The sequence below is a fragment of the Glutamicibacter sp. PAEs-4 genome (assembly GCF_051161755.1).
Taxonomy (GTDB): Bacteria; Actinomycetota; Actinomycetes; order Actinomycetales; family Micrococcaceae; genus Glutamicibacter; species Glutamicibacter nicotianae.
The window spans coordinates 3,263,484-3,279,833 of sequence record NZ_CP195017.1 but is presented as its reverse complement, the minus strand read 5'-3'; the positions used below and the strand labels follow the sequence as shown (position 1 = coordinate 3,279,833).

The following is a 16,350-nucleotide window of genomic DNA, read 5'->3' as shown; positions in this document are numbered from 1 at the left end:
TGGTGTGGTGGGGCGGAAGGGTGCGTGGCGGCTAGGCGTCGATGACCAGATCCGAGACGGCGGTGGAACAGCAGGGCAGGAACTTGCCTGCCTCGATTTCACGGGCGCGGATGCCGCCCTGGTGGTTCATCTCCACGTCGCCGTCGAGCTTGACAACCTTGCAGGAGCCGCACATGCCTTCCTGGCAGTTGGCGCCGATGCGCACCCCTGCCCGCTGCGCGACGCCCAGGATCCGCTCTTCGGAGCTGATCCGGACATTGAGCGCGGAGCGCAGGAAGGTCATGGTCAGCTCGCCGGTGCCCACGGTGGGGAAGGAACTGGCATCGGCGGCCGGGGAACCGGTGTCCGGCGCAGGCTCCGGGGCCAGCGGCGCGGCGGAATCGACGGCGACCAGCGGCTGGCCGGTAGCCTCGATGGTGCCGGTCTCGTCGTAGTCCGGTTCGTAGATGGCAAGTTCCGGAGGCTGGCTTTCGTAGAACTCTTCCACCGATTCGGCCACCTCCTCGGCGATGCCCTCGGCCAGCGAAATCTCCTGCTGGTATTCCAGCAGCGTCTTGCGGTCCCCGGAGAAGAACTCCATGAATACCGAGGTGTCGTCCACGCCAACCTGCCGCAGCAATTCGGTGGCGGAATTCAGGTAGCCCTCCGGCCCGCAGGCAAAGACCTTCCGTCCGTTGGCATCGGGGGCCACCGCCTCGATCATCTGTGCGGTCAGTCTCCCGGAGAAGCCTTCCCAGTCCGCCGGCTTCTCGCGGTCGCCCAGCGAATAGTAGACCTGGATGCGCGAATCGACCTGCGCGATGTATTCCAGCTCGGGCCAGAAGGCGAAGTCCCCGGGCACCGTTCCGTGGCAGAGCACCACCACATCGGCCTGGCCGGGCAACGAGTGGATGGTGCGCACCATCGACATGATCGGGGTGATCCCGGCGCCGGCGGAAAGGAACAGGTAGCGGGCGCGGCGATCGGAATCCCCCAAATGGAATGCCCCGACCGGGCCGAGCATGTCCAGCACCATGCCCGGGCGCAGGTTCTCATGCGCCCACCGGGACACCAGACCCTTCGGGTCGCGCTTGATCCCGATGCTGAAGGTCCACGGCACGGTCGGAGCGCTGGAGATCGAATAGCTGCGGTCCACCATTTCCGCATCCTCGCCGTGCACCGGGAAGGCGATGTTCAGGTATTGCCCGGCGCGGAACGCCAGCGGGGCGCCATCGAGGCGGCGGAAGACGAAGGTCATCAGCCCGCCGGCCTCCTCGATGGTCTGCACGCATTCGGCGAGGAATTCCTGCGGATGCCACGGGCCCAGGGCGCGGGCGGCGCTCGCCGGGCCTTCCTGCGAGCTGAGCACGCGGTTCCACGGCATTTCCATCCCGCGGATGCGCTGCGCGGCAGCGGTGCCGGCCTGCGTGGTGCCAGTGCTCATGCCAGGTGCTCCAGCACGCGCTGGGTGTACCAGTTGATGAACGCCTCCACCTGGTATTCGCTCTTCATGTACGGGCCTGGCTGGTAGGCGCGGCTGGCCGCGCCCTTCTGGCACAGCTCCACAAACGCCTTGTCCTGCAGGTTGGTCTGCTTCCAGGTGTGGGTCAGCTGCTCCAGGTCGTAGTCGTCGCCTTCCACCGCGTCATCGGCCACCAGCCAGGTGGTGCGCACCAGGGTCTGGTGCTCGTTGATCGGGTAGGCGGCGAAGGTGATCACGTGGTCGGATTGGAAGTGGAACCAGCTGTTGGGCTGCAGGTGCATGGAGCAGCGGCCCAGCCGGAAGTCGCGCAGCTCGCCGAGCAGCTTCTTGGACAGGCGGTGCCCGTCGGCGGAGAAGGATTCGCCGTCGCCGTCCAGCGACTCGCGGGAAATGCGGATGCCCGCCACACGGGTGTCCAGCTGCTCGACGACCTCGTAGGGCAAGCCATAGCGGCGGCAGCGTTCCTCCAGATCCGCCTGGGCCTTCTGGTTGCGCGCCCAGACCTCTTCCAGATGCGGCGGGACGGTCTCATCGCTCAAGCCCCAGGTGGGGAACAGCGAACAGGCCAGCTCCGGGTGCCCATCGCAGTGGTAGCACTCGCGGTTGTTCTCCATCACCAGCTTCCAGTTGCCTTCCTCGATGATGTCCTGCTGATAGGCGACCTTGGTGCGGGAGATATCGTGCGGCGCGAGATAGGGCTCGAAGATTCCGGTGACCTCGTCGAAATCCGCCGGCGGCTCCTGGGCCAGGGACACGAAGACGAGCCCGGCGTGGATCCGTCCGTGGGCGCGCTTGAGCGCGAAGCAGTTCTTGTCGAAGTCGCCTTCGCCCGGGGCCGAGGCGTGGATCAGGTCCCCCTCGGGGGAGTAGGTCCATGAGTGGTAGCCGCAGACCAGGTTGCCGGTGCTGCCCGAGGCGGCGGTCAGCACGCGGGCGCCGCGGTGCCGGCAGACGTTGTGCAGCACGTTGACCCCGCCGTCGTCGGTGCGCAGCACGATCAGCGAGTGCGGGCCGTAGTCCAGGGTCACGTAGTCCCCCGGCTCCGGGATTTCGGCGATGCTCGCGGCGAAAAGCCAGTGGGTTCCGAAGATGGCCTGCATCTCGACGTCGAAGATCGCGCGGTCGGTGTACAGCGGGGCTTCAAGCGAATAGCCCTTGCGCCGGTTCGCGAAGAGCTCGGTGATCTCGGCGAGCCGCTCGTGGCTCATCGATGAAGCAAGTTTTCCGCGCGTGGTGTGCGGCGCGCTGGCCGAAGCGGTCATCTGGTACTCCTAGGGGCAAGACGCGCCAGGCGTCCTCGGGATGTGGATTTTCGGTGAACTTGTGCGGCGAGCCACCTCATGAGTCGAGACTAGGAAGAAACCCCCTGCAAGAAAAGCGCAAGAAATTGGATCAAACCGTGCACAATTAGTGCATGATCGACCCACGCTTCTCCACCCTGCGGGTTTTCTCCTCCACGGGCTCCGTGGCCCGCACCGCGGAACTGACCGGATATTCGCCCTCTGCCGTCTCCGCCCAGCTGCGCGAACTGCAGCGCTCGCTGGGCATCAAGCTGATCGCCAAGGAGGGGCGAGGGGTGCGGCTGACCTCTGCCGGCCAGCAGCTCGTTGCCGGAATCGACTCGATTGTGACGCAGTGGGAGCTGCTGGCCGCCTCGGCGCGGTCCGCGTCGGGCCAGCTGCAGGCGCATTTCGGCCTCGGCGGATTCTCCACCGCGGCCGCGCAGCTGCTTGCCCCGCTGGCCGCGACCCTGCGCTCCACCCGGCCGGAGGTGGAGGTCCAGCTGATCGAGGCGCAGCCTCAGCGCTGCCTGGATCTGCTGCTGGCCGAGCGCATCGACCTTGCGGTGATCGTGGCCAGCCAGGCCCCGGGCGGCGGCGGTGCCAAGGACCGCTTCGAGCAGACCGTGCTGCTCGATGACCCGCTGGATGTGGTGCTGCCCGCGTCGCACCGGCTGGCACAGCGCAAGTCCGTGGCCCTGGAGGATCTGGCCGATGACCCGTGGATCTCCGAATCCGGGCAGTCGGTCTACCGGGCACTGTTCGTCGCGGCCTTCACCTCGCTGGGGGTCACCCCGCACATCGCCCACGAGGCGGTGGAGTGGGAAACCATGATCGCGTTCATCGGCGCGGGCCTGGGCGTGGGGCTGCTGCCGCGCCTGGCGACCCTGGGCGATGCGGAGAACGTGGTGCGCCGGCGGATTTCAGGTGCGGCCAAGCCCTCGCGGCGCATCGTCGCGGTGACCCGCAAGGGCAGCCGCGGTTCGCCGCTGATCGAGGAATCGCTGGAAATTTTGCAGCGCACCGCCGAACGCATCATTTCCCAGCGTTCTGCCGAGGAATTGGACGGGTAGCGGGCGCCGCAAAAGCCTGCCGGAGGGGGAGGGATTTCGAACCGGGCTATTGACATGGATCACGCTCCATGCGCAGACTTGGGCACATCCAATTTGGTATCCAACTGATATTTCAAGGGAGAAGTGCGCCATGGGCAACTTGGCAGTGAGCTATGCCGGAGCCGGCAAGGTCGAATTGATCGACACCCCGTACCCCGAATTCGAATTGAAGGACGGTCCCGGGGTGCACCCGGCGAACGTCGGGCGGCAGGTGCACCACGGGGTCATCCTGCGCACCATCGCCACCAACATCTGCGGCTCGGACCAGCACATGGTCCGCGGCCGAACCACCGCCCCGGAGGGCCTGGTCCTCGGCCACGAGATCACCGGCGAAGTGGTGGAAGTGGGCCGCGACGTGGAGTTCCTCAAGGTGGGCGATGTCGTCTCGGTGCCCTTCAACATCTCCTGCGGCCGCTGCCGCAACTGCAAGACCGGGCAGACCGGCATCTGCCTGAACGTGAATCCCGACCGCCCGGGCTCGGCCTACGGCTACGTGGACATGGGCGGCTGGGTGGGCGGCCAAGCGGAGTACGTGCTGGTGCCCTACGCGGACTGGAACGCACTGAAATTCCCGGACCGCGACCAGGCCATGGAGAAGATCCTGGATCTGGCGATGCTCTCGGACATCTTCCCCACCGGCTACCACGGGGCGATCGGCGCCGGGGTCACCGTCGGCTCCACGGTGTACGTCGCCGGTGCCGGGCCGGTGGGCCTGGCCGCCGCCACCTCGGCCCAGCTGCTGGGGGCTGCCACGGTGATCGTCGGGGATTTGAACGCCGACCGGCTGGCCCAGGCGCGCAGCTTCGGCTGCGAAACCGTGGATGTCTCGCTTGGCGATCCTGCCGGGCAGATCGAGCAGATCCTGGGCGTGCCCGAGGTGGACTGCGGCATCGACGCGGTGGGCTTCGAGGCCCGCGGCCACGGGCATGATGCCGGGAAGGAGCAGCCTGCCACGGTGCTCAATTCGCTGATGGAAATCACCCGTGCCGGCGGCAGCCTGGGCATCCCGGGACTCTACGTCACCGGGGATCCGGGCGCCACCGACGAGGCGGCGAAGGTCGGCTCGCTGTCCATGCGCTTCGGCCTGGGCTTCGCCAAGTCCCACACCTTCGTCACGGGCCAGTGCCCGGTGATGAAATACCACCGCGCGCTGATGCAGGCGATCCTGGCGGACAAGGTCTCGATTGCCAGGAACGTCAACGCCACGGCCATCGGATTGGACCAGGCCCCGCAGGGCTACGCGGCCTTCGACGAGGGCGCCGCGCAGAAGTTCGTGCTCGACCCGCACGGCCTGATCAGCGCCTGACCGGCAGCTGGACCGCTGCCCGCCAGGCCGGCCGGGAACCGTTCCCGGCCCGCCTGGCGGCCTACCGGCCTTGGCCTTGAGCCAGGTCCTCTCGCCGGCCCCGGCGCCATTAACGAGCAACGCCCGGGACCCCGGCTGATTCGGCGCGCCCGCATGCCGTTGTCTGCGTGCCTCCTCTTGCCTTGATTGAAGGAAATCCACATGAAACGCACTGAGCAACCCGTGAACGATCTGGTCAGCGAGCTGCACTCGGCTCGCCGGCGCCGCCCTCGAAGGTATCTAGCTTCCGGCACCGACTACTGGGTCTTCGGCATCGCCGGAGTCCTCGCACTGGCCTTCATCGTCTGGGGCTTCGCCTCGCCCGCCGGACTGGGCTCCGCGGCAGGAAAGGCCTTGGACTGGGTCATCACGAATACCGGCTGGGTCTTCGTGATCGCCGCGACGGTGTTCACCGTCTTCGTGCTGGTGGTCGCGGCCAAGAGCTTCGGACGCATTCCGCTGGGCAAGGACGGGGAGAAACCGCAGTTCAGCACCGTCTCCTGGATCTCGATGATGTTTGCCACCGGCATGGGCATCGGGCTGGTCTTCTACGGGGTGGGCGAGCCGCTGTACTTCTACATGTCCCCGCCGCCGGAAACCGTGGGCGGGCAGACCTCGGCAGCGGTGGGCACCGCCATGGGCACCACGATGTTCCACTGGACGCTGTTCCCCTGGGCGATGTACGCGATTGTCGGGCTGGGCATGGCCTACAGCAGCTTCCGGCTGGGCCGCCCGCAGCTGTTCTCCTCGATGTTCAGCTCGATCTTCGGCGAAAAGGTGGTGCACGGCTGGGGCGGGAAGACGATCAACATCCTTGCCATCCTGGCCACGCTCTTCGGTTCGGCCTGCTCGCTGGGCCTCGGTGCGCTGCAGATCGGCGGCGGGATCCAGTCCGTCGGGCTGCTGCCCTCGGTGGGTTCGGGGATCCTGGTGCTGATCATTGCGGTGCTCACCGCCATGTTCGTGGCCTCGGCTGTGTCCGGAATCGAGCGCGGCATCCAGTGGCTGTCGAATATCAACATGGTGCTTGCGGTGATCCTGGCCCTGGTGGTGTTCATTGGCGGTCCGACGCTGTTCATCCTGAACGTGATCCCCAATGCGGTGGGCTCCTTCATTGCAGACCTGCCGGAAATGGCATCGCGGACCGCTGCCTCCGGCGACGGGGACATGGCCGCCTGGCTGTCTTCCTGGACGATCTTCTACTGGGCATGGTGGGTTTCCTGGACCCCGTTCGTGGGCCTGTTCATCGCGCGGATCTCGCGCGGGCGCAGCATCCGCCAGTTCGTCACCGGCGTGCTGCTGGTTCCTTCCACCGTCACGCTGATCTGGTTCGCGATCTTCGGCGGCGGCGCCATCGGCCTGCAGGAGCGGGCCGAGCGCAACGGGGACATGGGCCAGGCGCTGGCCAGGATGGTGGACGGGGCACCTGACATCGACTTCGACTCGGTGCTCTTCGAGCTGCTCGGCGCGCTGCCGTTCCCCGAATGGTTCTCCATTGCGCTGATGGGGCTGACCGTGGTGCTGATTGCCATCTTCTTCGTTACCGGGGCGGACTCGGCATCGATCGTGATGGGCGCGCTCAGCGAGCGCGGCGCCGAGGACCCGTCGAAGAAATCGGTGGTCTTCTGGGGCGTTTCGGTGGGCGCGGTGGCGGCGGTGATGCTGCTGGCCGGCGGGGACCATCCGGCGGAAGCATTGAACGGGCTGAAGAACATCACGATCGTCTCGGCGCTGCCATTCGTGCTGGTGATGCTGCTGCTCTGCGTGGCGCTGTGGAAGGACCTGAGCCGCGACCCGCTGGTGCTGCGCGGCAAGGTGGCCATGGAGGTGCTGGAGCAGGCAGTGGATGACGGCATCGACCGCCACGAGGGCGAGCAGTTCTGTTTGATGACCAGGGAGAACTCGATTGTCGCAGCCTCGGCGCCGGAAGCCGAAGCAGAAGAGCCGGAAGCACCTGCGGATGAGCCGGCGGACGATGGGCAACAGGCCGAGGTGCGCGAAGCCCGCCAGCACCCCGATGCGGATCTGGAACCCGAGGGTGCCGGACGCTAGCGTGACTGCCGCGTCCCGGAGCTGCGGCTACGGGGCGCGGCGCAGTGCCTGCTCGAAGTGGGCCACATGCTCGGAGACCAGCCGCGAGGCCAGCTCAGCGTCCCCGTCGAGGATGGCGCGCAACAGGGCTGAATGCTCGGAAATGTGCTCGGCGATGGGCGGCATCTGGTCGATGACCAGGCACCAGATCCGGGTCACCAGGTTATCCAGGCGCACCAGGGTTTCCTCCAGGTGCTTGTTGGCCGCGGCCTTGTAGATGAGCCGGTGGATGTGCACATCGAGCAGCAGCAGCGAACGCTGGTCCAGCGCAGGGTCCAAGGCATCGATCTGCTGCAGGTAGCCGGCCAGCTCCTCGCGGATCTGCGGGTCATTGTTGGCCGCCGCATTGCGTGCGGCCAGCGGCTCGAGCACCTGGCGCATCTCGGAGATGTAGTTCAGCTCGTGGAAATCCACTGCCGTGGCGAAGGTGCCGCGACGCGGATAGGACACGACCAGGTGGTCGGTTTCCAAGCGCTTGAGGGCTTCGCGCATCGGGGTGCGCCCTACGCCGAGCTCCTCAGCCAGCTGCGGCTCGTGGATCGGATGGGTCGGCGGAATTTCCAGCAGCACCAGCCGGTCGCGCAGGGCGTTGTAGGCGCGATCGGCCATCGAGCCTTGCTCCGCGGCGGTGCTGGTCAATCCTGTGGGCCTTGGCATATCGCTCTCTTCATTGCTCAAAAATCATTTGCCGACACACAAAGAGTATCGCCCCGGCTCCGAATTGGGCGCTTTTCCCGCGCAAATGCGCCTAATACGCCGTGCCCCGCCGGTCGGCAACAGAACTGAAAACCTGTTTGGAACCCTGCGGAAATACGGCAGGAAAAGTCATTGACGCTGTGCTGGGGCACACATAGTATTGTGATCAGCAACTGATATATCAGAGATTGTCCAAGGGATGCCGGGCATGCCAGCATCCACTTTGAAGGACAGTGCAAGGCGCGGATACCCGGCAGGAAAACCCCTGGCCTGGCGGCCCGGATTCCGCGGGGCAACGCGGGCAAGCGGGCGCATTGCGCGACCGTATTCCTTTCATCTGAAAACCACACGAGCCATGGCGAAGCTATAGCCATCTCGGCGAAACCAAGGAGCGGCATGATGACCGAACCGAACAACAAATACGTCCTGACCCTCACCTGCGCCGAGCGCCCGGGCATCGTGCATGCGGTCACCGGTCTGCTGCTCAAGCACCACGGCGATATCCGGGAGCTGAAGCAGCATGATGACCAGCGTTCGGGAACGCTGTTCATGCGCATCGAGTTCGAAGTCGCCGAGTCGAAGGAAATTGCCGCGGAGGTCGCGGAGCTCGAAGCGAGCCTCGGCCAGCTTGCCGAAGAGCACGAGGCTACCTGGGGGCTGCGCCCGACGGGCCAGAAGAAGCGCGTGGTGGTGATGGTCTCCAAGTTCGGCCACTGCCTTCACGACTTGCTGTTCCGCGCCCGGATGGGGGAGCTGCCGGTGGAGATCGCGGCAGTTGTCTCCAACCACCCCGATCACCGCCAGCAGGTCGAGTGGAACGGGATCCCGTTCTTCCATATTCCGGTCACCGCGGAGACGAAGCCCGAGGCCGAGTCCAAGCTGATGGACCTGGTGGAGCGCTTCGAGGTGGATCTGGTGGTCCTCGCCCGCTACATGCAGGTGCTCTCCGATGACCTCAGTCGCAAGCTCACCGGCCGGGCCATCAACATCCACCACTCATTCCTGCCCTCCTTCAAGGGCGCCAAGCCCTACCACCAGGCGTTCGAGCGCGGCGTGAAGACCGTGGGCGCCACCGCGCACTACGTGAATTCCGAGCTGGACGAGGGCCCGATCATCACCCAGCGGGTCCAGGAAGTGGACCACAGCTTCGAGCCCGAGCATCTGGTGGCCGCCGGCCGCGACACCGAGTGCAAGGCGCTGTCCGACGCGGTGCGCTGGCACTGCGAGGACCGGGTCTTCCTCAGCGGTTCGCGCACCGTCGTGCTGCGCTAGCGGCGGCAATTCCTGGAAGCCAGCCACGTTGCCATCGCGACGTGGCTGGCTTTCTGTGCCAGGAAGTCTTCTTGTGGCCGGCAGACCGGGGACTCAAGCTGACACGTTCTGCTGGTAGACGGCCAGGCCCAGCGATAGGACGGTCAAGGATTGGGCATCATTCAGATCCATGTTCAGCAGGGATTCGAGCAGTCCGAGCCGCTGGTAGAACACCGACCGGGAGAGCTGGCAACGGGTAGCCGCCTGGGATCGGTTGGTCGGTGAAGCCAAATAGGCCTTCAGGACCCTCAGGCATTCGGTGCGCCGGGCAGGATCCAAGGCCAGGATTGGCGCGAGCACCTGCTGCGGCAGGCGCTGCATTGCCGGTTCATGGCGCAGTTCATGGGCAAGCAGTGCCAGTGGATACTCCTCGGCCAGCACAACTGGCTGGTTTGCAGCCAGGGACAGTTCGCATCCGCCGATGGCTTGCCTGATGGAATCTGCCAGCAGGCCGAAGTCATTGACGGCCGCACCCAGATAGAGCGGTCCGTCAAAATATCCGGCCACCTCATCCAGGTGCAAGGTCTGGGGCCAGTCTGGCGGCAGTTTGCCGGGGATAGCGGAGAAGAAGCCGAAGAGCTTGGACGCGGGCGCATTCCGGGCACCGATCACCGGACGCAGATCCTTGCCGATAGTGCGCTCGATCTGCCTGGCTGCTGCTCTCAGGTCGGCGCACGAGGCCAGCGGGATCGCGAAACCACGCAGCTGCCGGTGGCGCACCGGGAACCCGGAGGCTTCGAATTTCCCGGCGAGCAGGTCCGAGTCCGCGTCCTTTCGCAGCATCAGGTCGTCAAGCAGTTCGCAGGCCGTATCGAAAGCCAACGAGGCAGGTTCCTGCTTGCGCAGGAGCTCGGTGCCCAGCGCAATGCCCGCCATTGTCAGTACATGCAGGGATCCTGCCGGATGAGTGGCAGTGTCCGGGGCGATCAAAGAACCGAAATGCCTGCCATGGATCTGCACCGGGATCACTTGGCGTCCAGCATTGCCTGTCATGTGCAAGCTGCGGGAACGGTCTTGCCAGTGCTCGAAGAAGTCCGCGGGCACCGGAACGGCGCTGGCATGGCGCAGCACGTTGTAGCCTGAATCCTCCAGCACCACCGTGGCATTCAGCAGCCTGGCGCAGTCCCGGAGTATGGTTTCGGCCGGAGCGCCGAGCTGCATCAGCGCGGTGAAATGGGCGGTGACCTCGCCGCCGGCCTCGATGCGCCGGGTCTGGGAGGAGAAGAGCAGCTGGTGCAGTGCCTCGGTGATCTCCACAAAAGCCACTGGTTCGTGCAATGCCACCAGCGGGAAGCAATGTTCCTTGCAGGACTGGATGAGCGCCGCCGGAACTGCGGGGCAATGGTTGCCGAGCTCTAGCAGCAGGCCGGCGGATTCCAGCTCGACCAATTCGGCCACGTACTTCTCGAAGCAGGTTTCTGGACCCCACCCGATGCCAGTGGTCAGCACCAGTTCCTGGCCGCGCAGGTAGGTCCTCGGATCCGAGTTCTCCAGCACGTGGACCCAACCAATGTGACGGTTCAATGACGACTGATCGGCAAAGACCTGCGGATTGCCGGCCAGTACTGCGGGCAGCTGGAGCAGCTGTTCCATGGTGGCAATCGACTGCTCCGGACAGTCTGTCCGGACATCGCGTGTTTTCCCGACAAGTGTCACTGTTGATCGGCCTCCAGCTATGCAAAACTGTCAATCACATGGATCTATAGTGATTCGCTTCACACAATACAGAGTGTTTGGCTTTTAGGGGGAATGCGTCGATGTTTGGACTTCCGGCGTTCACGACCATGGTCATCATCGGGGTTCCGGCCCTCTGGGTGATCTATACCGGAGTTTTCCTGTGGCTCAGCCGCGGCTGGAAGCATGAGGATGCGGAGGAGCAGCGATGAGCATCGAGATCCTGTTCCTGGTCATCTACTTCGTCGCCATGGCAGGCATCGGTGTTTGGGCGATGAAGCGCGGAAAGCAGGATGCCGAGGGCTTCCTGCTGGGCGGACGCAGCCTCGGCCCGGGAGTCACCGCACTTCGCCTGCAAAGCTCCTCCATGTCCGGCTACATGTTCATGGGAGCTGGATCCATGGGCTACACCCAGGGCTATTTCAGCATGTGGTATGCGCTGGGTGACCTGGGCGGCGGCATCCTGAACCTTTCGGTCCTTGGCCGGCGCATGCGCAAGCTGTCCCAGATTCTTGGTTCCATCACATCCATCGAGTACCTGGAGCACCGCTACCCCTCGAAGTGGATCCGGCTCATTGCCGCTCCCGTGGCGTTGTTCTGCATGTTCTTCTACGTCCTCGCGCAGTTCATCGCCGGCGGCCGCGGACTGGAGATGGTCTCCGGAGTTTCCTTCCCGGTAGCCCTGGCCATCGCCATCGGCGTGATAGTCCTTTATACCTTCCTCGGCGGCTACCTGGCTGTGGCCTACACCGACTTCGTCCAGGCCATCATCATGGTGGTGGGCCTGGTCTGGATCCTGGTTGCCACGCTGATGGCAGTCGGCGGTTTCACCAAAGGCAACGAGGCAGTGGGCGAGATCAACCCGAACCTGCTGACCATGTGGGGAGCGGACCTGGGCTACCAGGGCCAATGGGGAGTCATCCTCGGGGCGCTGCTGGTCTTCTCGATTGGCTACATGGGTTGGCCGCACGTGGTGGTCAGCCATATGGCCATGAAGAAGCCGTCGGTAGCACGCACCGCAGGTGTCTACTCATTGATCTTCAACCTCCTGTTCATCCCCGGCCCTTACCTCGTGGGCATGTTCGCGCTGATCTTGCTGCCGAATTTGGCCAACCCTGAAACCGCAATTTTCGAGGTTGCCGATGCGGTGCTGCCGACCTTTGCCGTAGGCATTGTCATGGCTGCCATCATGGCAGCGATCATGTCCACCGCCGATGCGCTGCTGCTGCAAGCGGGAACTATTGCCAGCCAGGACATCTATGCCCGGTTCATCAACAGGAAGATGAACGATGCGCAGATGGTCTGGGTCTCGCGGATTACCGTGCTGGCCCTGGCCATTGTCGGCTACGCCATTGCCGCCTTTGACCCGCCCGCCGTGGCCGCAGTGGTCATCTTCTCCACCACCGTGCTGGGCAGCGCCTTTGTTCCTTCTTACATCTGCGCGGTGTGGTGGAAGAAGGCCAACGCTGTTGGAGCTGTTTCTTCGATGATCGCCGGGACCCTGGTTTCGGTGCTCTGGCAGGTTTCCGGGGCCCCGGACGCTACGGGCATCGATCCGATGGTCACCGGCATTCTGGCATCCACCGCAGCGATGATTATTGGCAGCCTAGCCAGCCAGAAGTCGCATCCGGTGCCGGAACATATCGGACGGGCGCTGGATGAGACCGCGAAGATCGGGCCGATTCCGAAGAAGATGCTGATGGGCCAGGACGCCCTGCTGGCCAGCCAGGCTGAAATGGCGGGACGCCATGAGTGAACTTGTGCTGCGCACGCTGGTCGATGGCCAGGATGCGCAGCGCATCCTCGCCGCCAAGGCGCCGGGGCTGGCGGTCACGTCGGCCAAGCTGCGGCATCACCCCTTCGCGGGGTTCGTCTTCGAGGTTCCGCAACTGGCCGGGCGAATCGCGCAAGCGCATGCTTTGGTGGACTACTACTCGGGCAAGGCCTTTGCCACCGACCCGTGGCAAGTCCAGGACGCCCAAGCTGGCCAGCGAATGGACCTCGTGGCGGATCCGAAGTGGAACACCATCGATTTCGACTCTGCTCGCGAGCGGGCCAAGGCTTTGCTGTCCACAGCGGCGCTGCGCCGTGCGCGACTGGCCTGGCGCGGTGGAATCCGCGAAAAGAGCAGTATCGCCAAGGTCTGGAAACCCAACTGGGTGATCGAAGCGAAGCTGGAAGGAAAGTCCTACCGCATCATGGTGGACGGACTGAATGGCGGATACTTCTTCATCGGAAGTTGAAACCGGAAACGGCGCGTATCGCCGTCGAACCCAAGATTCCACCCCACCCCACCCCATCACAGGAAGACACTGGAGATTCAATGAAGAATGATTCAAGGCAGTTCCCCGTCCGGATGCTGAAGAAGGGCTCCTGCATCGTTGCTGGCTCGGCACTGTTCCTCGGCTTGGGGCTGGTCCCGGCCAACGCCGTAGGCAACGGACCCGATTACAACGGAAATGAAACCATCAACACCTCGATCCTGCATACGCACGAATCGATGGCCGCCGAACTGGAAAAGCAGGATGCCAAGCAGCCGGCGATGGAACTTGAAGTCATCGGCCAATCGGTCAAGGGGCGCGATCTGTTCCTGGCCAAATACTTGTCCGATCCGGACAACCCGACGATCATGTTCCTCACCCAGCAGCACGGCAACGAGCAGCTGACCACCGAGGGAACTCTGGAAGTCATCAAGCACCTGGGCAGCGGCCGGATGAAGGGCGTGCTGGAGAACGTCAACATCCTGATTGTGCCGATGCTGAACCCGGATGGCGCCATGGGGGATGTGGATTTCCCGCTCGATGACTACATCGCTTCGGGTGACCGCCACCTGACTCGTTACAACGCGAATAACCAGGACATCAACCGGGACCACGTCGCCAAGACCCAACCTGAAATCCAGGCGCTGCACAACAACGTGCTCTCCACTTACGACATCGACTACATGATCGACCTGCACCACCAGGGCGCTCGCTCGGGGGTGGACGGCAAGCTGGTTTCCGGCTCGATCCTCTACCCGACAACTCCGGATGTCTCTGAAGAAGTCCGTGAAGGCTCCAAGCAGCTGGGCGCAGTGGTCTTCCAGAATGTGGACCGGACCGGTTGGGGCCATTTGGGCAAGTACGTGGGAGGAACCGCGAACACCATTGCGCGCAATGGCATCGCGGCTGAATACGGCATTTCCACGCTGCTCTTCGAAATGCGCGGAATGAGCGACCACAGCAATCCGGACTATGTGCTGGGCCAGAAGTCCAATGGCTACCTGCGACAGCAAACCATCCTGACCTTGGAAAGCACTATCAAGGCGGTAGCCGACGGTTCAGTGGAAACCATCGATACCTCGATGTGGGACAGCTTGCCCGAGCAGGAGCGCCTGCCAGGCGAAGCGGACGACGAGTAGTTGAAACCGCAAATGGCGGACCTTTGAAGGTTCGCCATTTTGTCTGTCTGGAGCAGCTTAGTTAGTTGCTCACCGAAGCCAGCGTCGATGAGCAGATCCGTGCACCCGTGTGAGGGGCTGTTGGCCAGCTTGTCGGCTTACAGCGGGCGGTAGAGCAGCGCGCCGACCACGGCGATGACTAGAATGACCAGCGTGGACAGCAAGGCCAGCACCAGCGAGCGGCCGCCTGACTTCACGATTGACTTCAGATGCACGCCCAGGCCCAGGGCGAACATGGCGGCGGCCAGCAGCACGGTCTGTGCGGTAGAGGCCAGCTGCAGCAGCGACTCGGGCAGGATGCCGGTGGTGCGGATCAGCATGGAAACCAGGAACAATGCCACGAACAGCGGGATGATCGGCGGGCGCTTGCCGCCCTCGATATGGTGCTTGCGGCTCATGTAGAGAGTCAGGCCAGCCATGATCGGAGCGAGCATGACCACGCGCGCCAGCTTGACCGTCACGGCCACGCCCAGCGCGGTGGCGCCCACGGCGCCGCCGGCGGCCACGACCTGGGCCACTTCGTGGGTGGACGCGCCGATCAGCACACCGGTGCTGGTTTCGTCCAGGCCCAGCAGCGCGCCCAGTGCCGGGGTCAGCGGGATCATCAAGGTGCCGAAGAGCACCACCAGGCCGATGGCCGTGGCCACCTGGTTCTGCTTGGCGCGGGTTGCGCCCTCTGCGCCGGCCACCGCGGCCGCGCCGCAGATGGAGAAGCCAGCGGCGATCAGCAGGCGCTGGGGCAGTTCAATGCCCATGCGCCCGCCGATCCACACGGTGGCCAGGAAGGTCACGCCCACACAGAGCACCACGATGGCCAGCACGCCCGGGCCCAGGGCCAGGATGGCGCCGAGCGAGAGCTGGAAGCCCAGCAGCACGATGCCGGCACGCAGAAGCTTCTTCGCGGAGAAGGCCACACCTTGCTCGAAGACCGCGGGCACCGGTGCCAGGTTGCGCCACAGCGCGCCGAGCAGGATGGCAATCAGCAGCGCGCTCATCCCGGGGATGAGCTTCGCCGCGGCCAGTGCCACGCCGCCCATCGCCAGGCACAGGAAGATGCCGGGCATGAATCCGCCTACACGCGTCGACAGTGACGGCTTGGGCTCGGCGGAAGTCGGGGTTTGGGTTCGCTGTGAATGTTCAGGGGCCATGCTTTTGACTCTTCCATGACTGGCCAGTGAGCAGTGAGGCCCTCTTGGCTATCACTGTCATATCACATTCATATGGCCCGAGGGTTGTCGTATGGGCATCCGGGCTTAGTGCACCGAGTCCCGTCGAATCGTTGCTGCGTAGTCGTCCAGAATGCGCAGGATGTGATCATGCTGCCAGACGCGCTTTTTGCGCAATCCTGACTTCTCTTTCAGGACCCCGCGGTCGTTCAACGTTGCAAAGGCTCGGTGCGCGACGGCATCTGTGACACCCAAGGATGTTTTCACATAGTTGGAGCTGATCACGGGTTGCGCTATGAGCAGGGGGAGCAACTTGAACGCCGTCGAATTCGACCGAAGCCCCTGCAAGCGGTTGCGTGATTCTTCCAGCTCATCAGCGAGGGCATGCAGCAGCGCTTGACCCGTAGCAGCGGCACAGATCGAGACATCGATGAAGATCTTAACGATTGCATGGGCGTTGCCTTGCCGGTAGGCAGTCAGCGCGTCGAAACAGCCAGGGATATCCCTCAGGATTCTCGCGGAGATCGGTGCGGTCGAATGGATGGTCACCTTGCGATGACGGAGCATTGCGTGGGCGGGGGCGCGCCCCGTTCTGCCGTTCCCGTCCACAAACGGATGGGTGCTCTCGAATTGGGCGTGTGCGACAGCTACCTGGATGAGAGTGGGGAGGTCATCGCGGTGGATGAACGCTTCAAGGTCAGCCAAGGCAGAGGGATCAGTTCATGCTGGGTCGCAACATGGTTCGCTCCGCGAGGTCCGGCGAAAATTTTGTAG

Annotated in this window: 14 protein-coding genes; 8 read left to right on the top strand and 6 right to left on the bottom strand. The window is 64.2% G+C overall.

Annotated features, from left to right (window positions below):
* Positions 1 to 31 precede the first annotated feature (31 nt).
* Both ACR9WD_RS15450 and ACR9WD_RS15445 read right to left on the bottom strand, forming a co-directional pair.
* A complete protein-coding gene (locus ACR9WD_RS15450; protein WP_121867570.1) occupies positions 32 to 1,423 on the bottom strand; it encodes a flavin reductase family protein in 1,392 nt (463 codons plus the stop codon).
* Complete coding sequence (locus tag ACR9WD_RS15445) at positions 1,420 to 2,724, bottom strand: aromatic ring-hydroxylating oxygenase subunit alpha (protein ID WP_190264190.1); 1,305 nt, start codon at positions 2,722 to 2,724, stop codon at positions 1,420 to 1,422. The genes ACR9WD_RS15450 and ACR9WD_RS15445 overlap by 4 nt, the downstream gene beginning before the upstream one ends.
* A gap of 152 nt (positions 2,725 to 2,876) precedes the next feature.
* Here ACR9WD_RS15445 and ACR9WD_RS15440 point away from each other — a divergent pair, with 152 nt between their 5' ends.
* The 3 genes from ACR9WD_RS15440 (at position 2,877) to ACR9WD_RS15430 (ending at position 7,251) form a co-directional block, all read left to right on the top strand.
* Positions 2,877 to 3,815, top strand: a complete 939-nt coding sequence (locus ACR9WD_RS15440; RefSeq protein ID WP_190264189.1) for a LysR family transcriptional regulator — start codon at positions 2,877 to 2,879, stop codon at positions 3,813 to 3,815.
* 130 nt (positions 3,816 to 3,945) lie between these two features.
* Positions 3,946 to 5,160, top strand: a complete 1,215-nt coding sequence (fdhA, locus tag ACR9WD_RS15435) for a formaldehyde dehydrogenase, glutathione-independent (RefSeq protein ID WP_190264188.1) — start codon at positions 3,946 to 3,948, stop codon at positions 5,158 to 5,160.
* Between the two features lie 201 nt (positions 5,161 to 5,361).
* Positions 5,362 to 7,251 carry a BCCT family transporter gene (locus ACR9WD_RS15430; protein WP_190264187.1) on the top strand — a complete coding sequence of 630 codons (1,890 nt, stop codon included), beginning with the start codon at positions 5,362 to 5,364 and terminating at the stop codon, positions 7,249 to 7,251.
* A gap of 27 nt (positions 7,252 to 7,278) precedes the next feature.
* Here the strand turns inward: ACR9WD_RS15430 and ACR9WD_RS15425 are convergent, their stop codons facing one another.
* A complete protein-coding gene (locus ACR9WD_RS15425; protein ID WP_190264186.1) occupies positions 7,279 to 7,947 on the bottom strand; it encodes a GntR family transcriptional regulator in 669 nt (222 codons plus the stop codon).
* 438 nt (positions 7,948 to 8,385) lie between these two features.
* Between ACR9WD_RS15425 and purU the strand changes: the two genes are divergently transcribed.
* Positions 8,386 to 9,258, top strand: coding sequence for a formyltetrahydrofolate deformylase (gene purU / locus ACR9WD_RS15420; protein ID WP_038992954.1), 873 nt, complete (start codon positions 8,386 to 8,388; stop codon positions 9,256 to 9,258).
* Positions 9,259 to 9,351: 93 nt separating this feature from the next.
* Here purU and ACR9WD_RS15415 read toward each other — a convergent pair whose 3' ends face one another.
* Complete coding sequence (locus tag ACR9WD_RS15415; RefSeq protein ID WP_190264185.1) at positions 9,352 to 10,890, bottom strand: PucR family transcriptional regulator; 1,539 nt, start codon at positions 10,888 to 10,890, stop codon at positions 9,352 to 9,354.
* A 164-nt stretch (positions 10,891 to 11,054) separates the two neighbouring features.
* Here ACR9WD_RS15415 and ACR9WD_RS15410 point away from each other — a divergent pair, with 164 nt between their 5' ends.
* The 4 genes from ACR9WD_RS15410 to ACR9WD_RS15395 all read left to right on the top strand — a co-directional run bounded on the left by ACR9WD_RS15410 (position 11,055) and on the right by ACR9WD_RS15395 (position 14,371).
* Positions 11,055 to 11,183 (top strand): hypothetical protein, encoded by a 129-nt coding sequence (locus tag ACR9WD_RS15410; protein WP_255209574.1) that lies wholly within the window; start codon positions 11,055 to 11,057, stop codon positions 11,181 to 11,183.
* A complete protein-coding gene (locus ACR9WD_RS15405) occupies positions 11,180 to 12,727 on the top strand; it encodes a sodium/proline symporter (RefSeq protein WP_190264184.1) in 1,548 nt (515 codons plus the stop codon). Before ACR9WD_RS15410 ends, ACR9WD_RS15405 begins: the two co-directional genes overlap by 4 nt.
* Positions 12,720 to 13,214, top strand: coding sequence for a hypothetical protein (locus ACR9WD_RS15400; RefSeq protein ID WP_190264183.1), 495 nt, complete (start codon positions 12,720 to 12,722; stop codon positions 13,212 to 13,214). The genes ACR9WD_RS15405 and ACR9WD_RS15400 overlap by 8 nt, the downstream gene beginning before the upstream one ends.
* Positions 13,215 to 13,294: 80 nt before the next feature.
* On the top strand, positions 13,295 to 14,371 hold the full coding sequence (locus ACR9WD_RS15395; protein ID WP_223308822.1) for a M14 family zinc carboxypeptidase: 1,077 nt from the start codon (positions 13,295 to 13,297) through the stop codon (positions 14,369 to 14,371).
* A gap of 137 nt (positions 14,372 to 14,508) precedes the next feature.
* Here ACR9WD_RS15395 and ACR9WD_RS15390 read toward each other — a convergent pair whose 3' ends face one another.
* Together ACR9WD_RS15390 and ACR9WD_RS15385 are read right to left on the bottom strand one after the other, a co-directional pair.
* On the bottom strand, positions 14,509 to 15,558 hold the full coding sequence (locus ACR9WD_RS15390; RefSeq protein ID WP_190264182.1) for a putative sulfate exporter family transporter: 1,050 nt from the start codon (positions 15,556 to 15,558) through the stop codon (positions 14,509 to 14,511).
* Between the two features lie 105 nt (positions 15,559 to 15,663).
* Positions 15,664 to 16,281 (bottom strand): Fic family protein, encoded by a 618-nt coding sequence (locus tag ACR9WD_RS15385; RefSeq protein ID WP_190264181.1) that lies wholly within the window; start codon positions 16,279 to 16,281, stop codon positions 15,664 to 15,666.
* Positions 16,282 to 16,350: the final 69 nt, after the last annotated feature.